The organism is Bradyrhizobium sp. (assembly GCF_030697065.1).
GTDB lineage: Bacteria > Pseudomonadota > Alphaproteobacteria > Rhizobiales > Xanthobacteraceae > Bradyrhizobium.
This window is the reverse complement of sequence record NZ_JAUYQU010000044.1, coordinates 1-10,342: the sequence shown is the minus strand read 5'-3', so window position 1 is coordinate 10,342 and position 10,342 is coordinate 1. Positions and strand designations below refer to the sequence as shown.

The 10,342-nt window shown below is 65.6% G+C and carries 9 protein-coding genes; 5 read left to right on the top strand and 4 right to left on the bottom strand.

All coding sequences use genetic code 11. The features are described from left to right. Positions 1-247: 247 nt before the first annotated feature. Positions 248-1,180, bottom strand: a complete 933-nt coding sequence (locus Q8R73_RS03060) for an NAD(P)-dependent oxidoreductase (protein WP_305718078.1) — start codon at positions 1,178-1,180, stop codon at positions 248-250. Between the two features lie 320 nt (positions 1,181-1,500). Here Q8R73_RS03060 and Q8R73_RS03055 point away from each other — a divergent pair, with 320 nt between their 5' ends. Together Q8R73_RS03055 and Q8R73_RS03050 are read left to right on the top strand one after the other, a co-directional pair. Beyond that, positions 1,501-2,328: a class I SAM-dependent methyltransferase gene (locus tag Q8R73_RS03055; protein WP_305718077.1), complete on the top strand. Its 828-nt coding sequence runs from the start codon at positions 1,501-1,503 to the stop codon at positions 2,326-2,328. Positions 2,329-2,382: 54 nt separating this feature from the next. After that, positions 2,383-3,669, top strand: a complete 1,287-nt coding sequence (locus Q8R73_RS03050) for an MFS transporter (RefSeq protein WP_305718076.1) — start codon at positions 2,383-2,385, stop codon at positions 3,667-3,669. Here Q8R73_RS03050 and Q8R73_RS03045 read toward each other — a convergent pair. Further along, entirely contained in the window at positions 3,629-4,114 is a 486-nt protein-coding gene (locus Q8R73_RS03045; protein WP_305718075.1) for an MmcB family DNA repair protein, read from the bottom strand. The two genes, Q8R73_RS03050 and Q8R73_RS03045, sit on opposite strands and share 41 nt — an antisense overlap. A 183-nt stretch (positions 4,115-4,297) precedes the next feature. Here Q8R73_RS03045 and lpxD point away from each other — a divergent pair, with 183 nt between their 5' ends. From lpxD to Q8R73_RS03030, 3 genes are all read left to right on the top strand, one after another. Then, positions 4,298-5,362 carry a UDP-3-O-(3-hydroxymyristoyl)glucosamine N-acyltransferase gene (gene lpxD / locus Q8R73_RS03040; protein WP_305718074.1) on the top strand — a complete coding sequence of 355 codons (1,065 nt, stop codon included), beginning with the start codon at positions 4,298-4,300 and terminating at the stop codon, positions 5,360-5,362. Between the two features lie 52 nt (positions 5,363-5,414). Continuing rightward, positions 5,415-6,101 (top strand): MBL fold metallo-hydrolase, encoded by a 687-nt coding sequence (locus tag Q8R73_RS03035; RefSeq protein ID WP_305718073.1) that lies wholly within the window; start codon positions 5,415-5,417, stop codon positions 6,099-6,101. Between the two features lie 234 nt (positions 6,102-6,335). Continuing rightward, entirely contained in the window at positions 6,336-6,662 is a 327-nt protein-coding gene (locus Q8R73_RS03030; protein WP_305718072.1) for a hypothetical protein, read from the top strand. Here the strand turns inward: Q8R73_RS03030 and Q8R73_RS03025 are convergent. Then, on the bottom strand, positions 6,659-9,484 hold the full coding sequence (locus Q8R73_RS03025; protein WP_371126019.1) for a PAS domain-containing protein: 2,826 nt from the start codon (positions 9,482-9,484) through the stop codon (positions 6,659-6,661). The two genes, Q8R73_RS03030 and Q8R73_RS03025, sit on opposite strands and share 4 nt — an antisense overlap. 142 nt (positions 9,485-9,626) lie before the next feature. Further along, positions 9,627-10,342: PHB depolymerase family esterase (locus tag Q8R73_RS03020; RefSeq protein ID WP_371126018.1), on the bottom strand; the 716-nt coding region annotated here is incomplete at its 5' end.

The following is a 10,342-nucleotide window of genomic DNA, read 5'->3' as shown; positions in this document are numbered from 1 at the left end:
AACGACGATCCGTCGAGGAAGCCACGGTGTTCGTCGGGTTCGGGAGCTAGACGCGCCGGATGGGGAGAGAAAGCGATACCAACCCCCGTCCCTCATGGTGAGGAGCGCGTCGGGCAGCGCCCTTGCGCTGCGCGACGCGCGTCTCGAACCATCTGACACGCGACCTGCTGCCATCCTTCGAGACGCCGCGCGAAGCGCGCGCGGCTCCTCAGGATGAGGTCCGTGTTCGTTCGTGCGACCAGAGCACCTACTTCTTTGGTAACCTTGGCTTTTCGATTCCCGCGAGATCACACAGCGAATCGACCATCGCCGAAAAGTCCTTGTCCCCGAAGCCGCGGGCGCGGGCGGTGCTGAAGGCTTCGCGGGCGGCGGCGGCCATCGGCATCGGGACTCTTGCCGCGTTGGCCGCATCGATGATCAGCGTCAGGTCCTTGTGGGCGAGATCGATGGTGAAGCCCGGCTCGATGTCGCCGATCAGCACCTTGTTCGGCCAGTTGATCTTGAGCTGGCCGTTGACCGCGGTGGTGCCGTAGAGCACGTCGAGGGTGCGTTCGAGATCGAGCCCGAAGCGCTGCGACAGCGCGAGCGCCTCGGCATTCATCTGACAGGACGACACCGCCAGGAAGTTGTTGACCAGTTTTGTCCTGGTTCCGCTGCCGACCTCGCCGCAATGATAGATCGTGGTTCCCATCGCCTCGAGCAGCGGCTTGACGCGCTCGAAATCCCGCACCGAGCCGCCCACCATGAACAGCGATTCGCCGCGGTCGGCATGGGCGGCGAGCCGGCCGACCGGCGCATCGACGAACGCGATGCCCCTGGCCGCGGCGGCCTTGGCCAGCCGGTCGGTGGTTTCGGGGTCGATCGTGCTCATGTCGAGGATCAGCGAGCCGGGCCTGGCACTGGCAATGATGCCGTCGGCGCGGCTGACGACGTCGTCGACCACGGCGGAATTCGGCAGCATGGTGACGATGATGTCGGATTTCTGCGCCACTTCCGCGACGGTGGCGGCGCTGCCGGCCTGCAGCAGTTCGAGTTCGGCCACGGCCTGCGGATTGATGTCGTTGACCGTCAGACGAAAACCCTTGCGGCAGAGATTGGACGCCATCGGCCGCCCCATCCGTCCCAAGCCAATGAATCCGACCTGTTCCATGCGTTTCTCCCCTTTTGTTGTTGAGGGCAGGCTGCGCCAGCCCCGGCATCGATGTCAGGCGACGTAGGACATTTTTGCGATGGTGTAAAACGCCGCCGCTTGCGCCGTTCTCCCCTCTTCCCCTGCTCACGCGAGGAAAGCGAGTGGCGGGACGCAGTCCACCTCGGGGCAGCCCGGACCAGGCGCATCTGCCTCGGGGGTGCACGTGTCCGGCAGAAGGTTTTCGTCTGACGGATAGCCATGTCGCAAACTGGACAGTCGACCCGGGCTCCCCGGAATACCTATCGGGGATGGATGGCGGTGGCCATCGCAGCACTCTCGTCACCTCGAGACCGAAAGGGAATTCAGCCATGAACATTCACGCAACCGCGATGGCGGCCGATCTCGCCGCGGTGAAAAGCCGGCAGCAGCGCGCCTGGTCTTCCGGCGACTATTCGGTCGTCGGCGTCACGCTGCAGATCGTCGGCGAGATGCTTTGCGAAGCGATCGACCTGCGCAGCAAGCAGCGCGTGCTCGACGTCGCCGCTGGCAACGGCAATGCGACCCTGGCCGCCGCGCGTCGTTTCGCCGAGGTGGTTCCGACGGATTATGTCGGCGCGCTGCTCGAACGCGGCCGCGAGCGCGCCAGGGCAGAGCGCTTACCGGTCGAATTTCGCGAAGCCGATGCCGAGGCGCTGCCGTTCGCGGATTCGAGCTTCGACGTCGTGCTGTCGACCTTCGGCGTGATGTTCACGCCGAACCAGCAGCAGGCGGCGAACGAGATGGTGCGGGTGTGCCGGCCGGGCGGAAAGATCGGTCTGGCCAACTGGACGCCGGAAAGCTTCATCGGTCAATTGTTCAAGACCATCGGCAAGCACCTGCCGCCGCCCGCCGGCGTGTCGTCGCCGGCGCTGTGGGGCACCAAGGCGCATCTCGACAGGCTGTTCGCCGGCAAGGCCAGCGTGGCGGCGCAGGCCAGGCACTTCGTCATGCGCTACGAGTCGCGAGAGCACTGGAGCGAAGTTTTCCGCGGCTATTACGGCCCGGTGGTCAAGGCCTTCGAGGCGCTCGACGACGACGACGGCACGGCGCTTCAATCCGACATCGACGCCCTGCTGGCGAAATTCAACGCCGCCCGCGATGGCACGCTGGTGATCCCCAGCGAATATCTCGAAGTCGTCATCACCAGGCAGAATTGATCCCAGAGCACAGCAGCGGCGCGGCGGCACGGTCGCCGCGCCCGGGAGGTCGACATGAGCATCACTGCAAAGGAAATCTTCAGCGAGCACCGCTATGGCTGGGTGATCGCCGCGGTATCGACCGTGTGTCTGGCGCTCGGATTTGGCGCGGGCAGCACGGTTTCGGTGTTCATGAAGCCTTTCGAACAGGAGTTCGGCTGGCTTCGCGCCGACATTTCCATGGCCTACACGATGCATACGATCGGCGCCGGGCTCGGTGGCCTGTTGTGGGGCGGCCTTTCCGACCGGATCGGGGCGACCCGGATCGCGTTCATCGGCGCAGTCGCGATGTCGACAGGGCTGGCGATGCTGTCATGGCAGAACGCGCTGTGGTCGGTCTGCCTTCTCTACTTCCTGATCGGGGCCGCCGGCTTTGCCTGTCTGTTTACGCCGCTGCTCGCGCTGACGGGGCTGTGGTTCAACGCGCGCAAGGGCCTCGCGATCGGCATCGTGACGGCCGGCGGCGCCATCGGCCAGGGCGTCGTGCCCTATCTGACGCAACTCCTGACCACGGATTTCGGCTGGCGCGACGCTGCGTTCTATCTCGGCGCCGGATATGCCGTCGTTCTGCTTCCGCTGCTGTTCCTGCTGCGGCCGGCGCCGTCGGTTCAACACTCACCCGGTCAAGCCGACCGCCCGGACGCCAATCTCTGGGGCGTGCCCCATGCCATCACCGTCCCCTGGCTCAGCCTCGCCGGATTTTTCTGCTGCATCTGCATGGCCGTTCCGCTGGTGCATCTGGTGCCGCTCGGCATCGACCTCGGATGCAGCCCGGGGACTGCCGCCGGAATGCTGCTCTCGCTGATGGTGTCGGGGGTGTTCGGCCGGATTTTCTTCGGATGGCTGGCCGATCGCATCGGCGGCCTGCCGGCCTATTTTCTCGCCTCGCTGGCGCAGACGTCGGTGGTGTTCTGGTTCACCCAGACCCGCAATGTTGCGGCGCTCTACCAGCTTTCGGTGTTGTTCGGGTTCGGCTTTGCGGGCGTGATGACCTGCCTGTTGATCTGCGCTCGCGAGGCCGCCCCCGCGCGAATGTCCGGCCTGGCGATGGCGATCGTCTCGCTGGCGGGCTGGGTCGGCATGGGGCTGGGGAGCTATCAGGCCGGCTTCTTCTATGACGTCACGGCGAGTTATCTGGTGTCCTACGGCAACGCCGCGATCGCGGGAATCGTCAATCTTCTGGTCGTCGCCGCATTGATCTGGTACCGGCGCAGCGCCACGGGCATGAGCCGACCAACCGCTGCGGCGCTATTCCCGCGATCTAAAACTCGCCATGCCCCTGCGGATCGACCAGCCGGTTGATGCGCTGGGCCGCCGCGAGTGCGAACCGCACCGTCATCAGCTTGCGGGTCGGCGCCGGCAGCCGATGCTCCGGCGCCTCGCACTGCAGATGGGCGCCATAGGCGTCGGCCACGATCAGGCCGGTTTGCCCGGGAAAGATCTCGCAGGGCAGATCCCGGGTGAAGGCGAAGAACAGCCGGTCGCAATGGGCCCGGTAATCCCCCCATTTCTGGTCGGCGCGCAAATCCTCCACCGAGGATTTGATCTCGACGATCCAGATCTCGCCGCGCTCGTTCAGCGCCACCAGATCGGCGCGCCGTCCCGACGGCAGCGGCAATTCGCTGATGCAGGCAAATCCCAGCGAGCGCAGCAGCCGCGAGGTGCCGCGCGCGATCGCCAGCGCCGTCTCCGACTGGCGGCGGTCCGGCGGCGGTACGAGGCTGAACGGGCGGGCGGGCGATTCCATCGCCGCAGCCTAGCCGATTTTGCCCCGGCCGCCCATTGACCCGAGCCGCGATTGCGAACGGGGTGTGACGACGGCGAGGAACCCGCGTCACTAGCCGGATTCGGCTTGGGAGTTTCGGCTTGTTTCGGCTTGGGAATAGTGCGCTGCCGGGCTAACGTAACTCCGCCTGAGGGGGCGGGTATTGTGACCGAGTTCAGTTTTTTTGCGCGTGACGCGGATTTCAGTGTCGCCGAGATTGCCGCATTGACCGGGGCCGAGCCGTGCGAGGGAGCCGATCTCTCCCGGCGCGTCAGCGGCATTGCACCGGTCGATCAGGCCGGCGCGACCGACCTCTCCTTCGTGTCCGAAAACAAATTCCTCGCTTCGCTGCGATCGACCGGGGCCGGGGTCGTCCTGACCACCGAGCGTTTCGCGCGCCATGCCCCCGAAGGCGTCGCGGTGTTGCGTGTGCGCAAGCCGTATGACGCGTTCGTTGCGGTCGCACGCCGGATCTACAGCGGGGCGCTGCGCCCGGCCTCGATGTTCGGTACCGTGGGCGTCTCGCCGGGGGCGATGGTACATCCCACCGCAGAACTGGCCGAGGGCGTCACGGTCGATCCCTTCGCGGTGATCGGTCCGTCCGCCCGGATTGGAGCCGGCAGCCTGATCGGCGCGCATGCCGTGATCGGCCCCGGCGTCCGGATCGGCAGCGATTGCGCGATCGGGGCCAAGTGCACGGTAACCCATAGCCAGCTCGGCGATCGCGTCATACTCCACCCCGGATGCGATATCGGCCAGGACGGTTTTGGTTATCTGCTGAGCGCCGAGGGCCACACCAAGGTGCCGCAGGTCGGCAGCGTGGTGATTCATGACGACGTCGAGATCGGGTCCGGCACGAGGATCGATCGCGGCGGAATTCGCGACACCGTGATCGGCGCGGGAACCAAGATCGACAATCTCTGCCAGATCGGCCACAACTGCATCGTCGGCCGCCATTGCATCATCGTCGCGCAATCCGGCCTCAGCGGCAGCGTGACGCTGGAGGATTTCGTGGTACTCGGACCGCGCACCGGCATCATTCCGCACATCACCATCGGTAAGGGCGCGATCACGGCGGCGAGGTCCACCATCTACGAGAACGTTCCGGCCGGCCAGTTCTGGGGCGGGTTTCCGGCCAAGCCCAAGAAAAAATGGTTGCGCGAAGTGGTCGCGCTCGAACAACTCGCGGCGCGGGCCCGCAAGCACTCCGACGAGCCGAATTCGACATGAATTGCGCCAATCTGCCTCTTGGCGGGCCGCCAAAAATCGGCATTGTGCGGCCATGACCCAGCAAACAGAAGCCAACAAGCAAAAGGAAGGCGCGGCGAAGGCCGGCGCCCTCATCATCCCGGTCACGCTGTTCGAGCAGAACTGCATGCTGCTCTGGTGCGAAGCCACCAGGAAGGCCGTGGTGATCGACCCCGGCGGCGACGTCGACAAGATTCTGGCCGCGATCAAGCAGAGCAATGTGTCGGTGGAACAGATCTGGCTGACCCATGGCCATATCGACCATGTCGGCGGCGCCGCCGACCTGCGCGACGCGCTCAAGATCGAGATCATCGGGCCGCACGTCGCCGACAAGTTCCTGACCGACAATGTGGTGACGAGCGGTTCGCGCTTCGGCATGACCGGTGTGCGCGATTTCGTGCCGGACCGCTGGCTCGAGGAAGGCGACCGGGTCTCGATCGGTGAATTGACCTTCGAGATCCTGCATTGCCCCGGCCATTCGCCGGGCAGCGTCGTGTTCTACAACAAGGAAATGCGCTTCGCGCATGTCGGCGACGTGCTGTTCAGCGGCTCGGTCGGACGCACCGATCTGCCCGGCGGCGACCACGGCACGCTGATCAGATCGATTACCGAAAAACTGTTGCCGCTCGGCGACGATGTCGGCTTCATCTGCGGCCACGGCCCCGGCTCCAGCATCGGCCAGGAGCGGATGACCAATCCGTTTCTCACCGGCGAGATGTAACGACGGACGTCAGCCGTCGATCCGGACGGCGCTCAGCACGGCTTCCAGCAGCCCATCCGCGCCGCCACCGCCTGGCAGCGACGCGACCGTCGAGCAGCAGCATGGCAAAGCCGTGCACCAGCGCCCATGACGCCGGGCGGGCCCGATTTAGGCAAATTTCCACTGGAAACATTTCCGCCTGGAGGCGACCCTCCGCGCGTCGCCGGCGGGTGTCTTGCATCGGAGGAGCGTGCCGTGGGAATTTGGCTCGCTTTTGCGCCCTTCATCGCGTTCGCCCTGATCGACAGGATGCTCGGTTCGACGGAGGGTCTGCTGGCCGGGTTTGCGGTTTCCGCCGCACTGCTGGCGCGGGACTGGCTCAGCGCGAAGATCCTGTTCGGCGCGCCGGCGGTCTGGGCGCTCGCCTTTGCCGTGATGGTCGTCGCCGACCTGATCCTGCTCCATGCCCCGGAAGTGCCGCCGCGCGTTGGAACCATCCCGACGGTGCTCGCACTGGTGGGCGGTCAAGTTCACGGCCTGGTATCCGAAGCGCCGCAGCGCCGCCGCCGAAGACCCGCCTAACCCGACACCATGCTGCGAATCCGCCGCGACAGGTTGTCGAGATCGAACGGCTTGGTGATCATTTCCATGCCGGGCTGGAGAAAGCCGTCGGCAATCGCGACGCTCTCGGCATACCCGGTGATGAACAGGATCTTCAGATCGGGACGGGTTTCGCGCGCCTGATCGGCGAGCTGGCGGCCGTTCATGCCGGGCAGACCGACATCGGTGACCAGAAGATCGATCCGCGCGCCGCTGCGCAGGATTTTCAGGCCCGAGGGTCCATCGACCGCCTCGAGCATGCGGTAGCCCTGCTCGCCCAGCATCTCCAAAATGACGGCGCGCACCACCGGCTCGTCCTCGACCACCAGCACGGTTTCGCCGGTGGCGGCATGGTCGGCCGCCCTTACCTCCGGCGCATTCCGGGCATCGACCTTGCCCTGGTGCCGCGGCAGATAGAGCCTGACCGAGGTACCCTGCCCGACCCTGCTGTCGATGGTCACATGGCCGTTGGACTGGCGCGCGAACCCATAGATCATCGACAGCCCGAGGCCGGTGCCCTGGCCGATCGGCTTGGTGGTGAAGAACGGATCGAAGGCGCGCGCCGTCACCTCGGCGCTCATGCCGACGCCCGTATCGGTGACGGTGATGCAGATGTATTCGCCCGGCGACAGGGCCGGCGTATTCGCGGCGGCGCCGTCGAGCTTTGCATTGGCGGTGGCGATGACGAGCCTGCCGCCGTCCGGCATGGCGTCGCGCGCGTTGATGGCGAGGTTGAGCAGCGCGCTTTCGAGCTGGTTGGGATCGCACAGCGTGCCCCACAGATCGCCAGCCGCGACGATTTCGAGGTCGATGGTTTCGCCGATGGTCCGGCGCAGCAGATCCTCCAGCGACACCACCAGCGCATTGGCATCGACGCTTTTGGGGATCAGCGGCTGCCGCCGCGCGAACGCCAGCAGGCGGTGGGTGAGCGCCGCGGCGCGGTTCGCCGAGGTCATCGCCGCGTTGATGTAGCGCGCGACATTGTCGGTCCGCCCCTGGTTGAGACGGGTCTGCAACAGGTCCAGCGATCCGACGATGCCGGTCAGGAGATTATTGAAGTCGTGGGCGATGCCTCCGGTCAGTTGGCCCACCGCTTCCATCTTCTGCGACTGCAGCAACGCTTCCTCGGTGGCCTTCAGCCGTTCGGCCGCGGCCTTCTCGGCGGTGACGTCGCGGGCCACGGTATAAGTGTGGTGCTGGTCGGACACTCCGGTCCACGACAGCCAGCGGTATGAGCCGTCTCTGTGGCGGAAGCGGCTCTCGAACCTGACGGTGGCCTCGCTCTCGCCGGATTTGCCGACCTGCGCCCGCGTGGCGCTGCCGTCGTCGGGATGTTCCAGCCATTCGGAGGTGCGGCCGAGCAATTCGGCCTCGCTCCAGCCGAGCGTCCGGGTCCAGGCCGGATTGACCGTTCGCCAGATACCGTCACGGTCGGAGACCAGCAGGAGATCCTGGGACACGTTCCATATCCGGTCGCGCTCCCGGGTCTTTTCCTCGACGCGCTGGGCCAGCGTGGCATTCAGTTCGGCCAGTTGGTCGGCAATCAGTTTCTGGTCATGCACATCGGTATTGGTGCCGATCCAGCGGATGATTTGCCCTTGTTCATCGCGCGCCGGTACCGCCCGCGCGAGAAACCAGCGGAAGTCGCCATCGGCGCGGCGCAAGCGGAATTCAATTTCGTAGGGTTTGCCGTCGGCAATCGCCCGGGTCCATGCGGCGAACGCGCCGGGGATATCGTCGGGGTGGACTATCCTGCCCCACTGCTGGCCATCGAGTTCGCCGGTGCCGACGCCCGCATACTCATAGACACGCGGATTGAACCAGTTCAGCGAGCCGTCGGGCGTTGCGGTCCAGACATGGTGCGGCAGCGCTTCGGCGAGCGTGCGAAACTCCGCCTCGCTTTGCCGAAGTGCCTGGTCCGCCACCACCTGCTCGGTGACATCGCTGTGCGCCCCGACCAGGCGAATCGCCTTTCCGTTCTCGTCGCGCTCGATGGTGGATTTGACCGAGATCCACCTGACCTCGCCGTCGCTGGGCCGGATGATCCGGTATTGCACGCTGTACTCGCGCACGTCGCCCGCGACGGCATCGCGGAATTTCCTTTCGGCGGCTTCGCGGTCCTCGGGATGGACACGCTGCACCCACTCCTCATGGGTCTCCTGGGCAGCATCGGGCGGCAGCCCGTGAATCAGCAGGTATTCCGGCGACCGCCGGTTGCGAAAGCCGGTCCGGAGGTCGACTTCGAGCCCGCCGATCCGGCCCAATTGCTGCACCCGCGCCAGTTCGGCTTCGCGCTCCCGCAGCGCCGCGGCGGCGACGACATCCCTGGTAACGTCCTGGCAGACCACCAGCACGCCACCAATGCCGCCATCTTCGTCGATCGGGCTGTAACTGTAGGTCCAGTAGACCTGCTCGAGTTTGCCGTAACGGGTGACGGGCACCAGCTGTTTTTCTTGCCAAATGGCGCCGCCGCCGCTCATCACCTGTTCGATCTGCGGGCCGATAAGGGGCCAGATTTCGGCCCAGCACTCCCGTCCGCGCTGGCCAAGCGCGCTCGGGTGACGCTCCGGCCCCATGGTCCGGCGGTAGGCGTCGTTGTAAAACTGGACGAGTTCGGGACCCCACCACACGAACATCGGGTGGTTGGAATTGAGCACGAGCCGCACCGCGGTGCGCAGGCTTTGCGGCCAGGTGCCGGGCTCGCCGAGCGGGCTCGCCGACCAGTCAAAGGCGCGAGTCAACGCGCCCATTTCCCCGCCGCCGGCGAGAAAATCCGCAGAACCCGGTTTAGTGACCTTCAACATTCAACACGATCGGTGGCCCAAAATGGCAGCCGGAACTAACCGCCGGTCGCTTCCCGCAAACGCGGGCGCAGTGATTTGGTTCCATCGTTCCTGCGATGAATGGCAAAATTTTCGCCCTGCGCGGCCATGCGTATCGCCGCCGCTATTTCATCAACCCGGCCGCTGTGAGCGCGCGGGTGATGACGGCAGTGACATCGATGCCGGCGCGCTTCGGCGGCGCGGGCGGATCCGGCTCGGGACGGCGGCCGGGTGTCGCCAAGGGCCACAGCGCCCGGGTCAGGCCCGGCGCGCCCTCGGGTGGAAGGGTCTTCACCGTTGTCCTGGTGGTTTCCCTGGTGGTTTCCCTGGTGGTCTGCTTGGCCGTTTCCTTGGATATTCCCCTGGATTTTTCCTTCGATTTTTCCCTGGATGCATCCTTTGCAGCCAGATGGACCCATTCGGTGAGACCGAAGAAGTTCGCGATGTGATAGGACGATGAAATTCCCGCTTCGATCAGGAAGGCGCCCTGGGCGCCATAGCGCTCGTCATTGTCACCGATCCCGAGCGGCGTGCCGTGGGCCATGTTGGTGATGGTGTAGGATTCGACGACGGTTTCACCATCCGCATTCCACCACAGCTGGCGGGGATAGCCGTCGACTTCAGCCTCGGACATCGGCGCGGACGGCAACTGATGCACGTCGAGCCACTGCTTGACGATCTCGTCGGCATTGGCGGGGTTGACGGTGCGATCGGCGCTGCCGTGCCAGACCGACAGCTTCGGCCATGGGCCCTTGTGGCCCGATGCGTTGCGCACCAGATCGCCCAATTCGGCGGCCGGGCGGGATGGCGACTGGTACATGCCGCTCAGCGCTTCCCGCA

Coding starts and splice junctions, on each gene's coding strand:
- Q8R73_RS03025 (WP_371126019.1), bottom strand. CDS start 9,484: ATGTTGAAGGTCACTAAACCGGGTTCTGCGGATTTTCTCGCCGGCGGC.
- Q8R73_RS03045 (WP_305718075.1), bottom strand. CDS start 4,114: ATGGAATCGCCCGCCCGCCCGTTCAGCCTCGTACCGCCGCCGGACCGC.
- Q8R73_RS03035 (WP_305718073.1), top strand. CDS start 5,415: ATGACCCAGCAAACAGAAGCCAACAAGCAAAAGGAAGGCGCGGCGAAG.
- Q8R73_RS03050 (WP_305718076.1), top strand. CDS start 2,383: ATGAGCATCACTGCAAAGGAAATCTTCAGCGAGCACCGCTATGGCTGG.
- Q8R73_RS03055 (WP_305718077.1), top strand. CDS start 1,501: ATGAACATTCACGCAACCGCGATGGCGGCCGATCTCGCCGCGGTGAAA.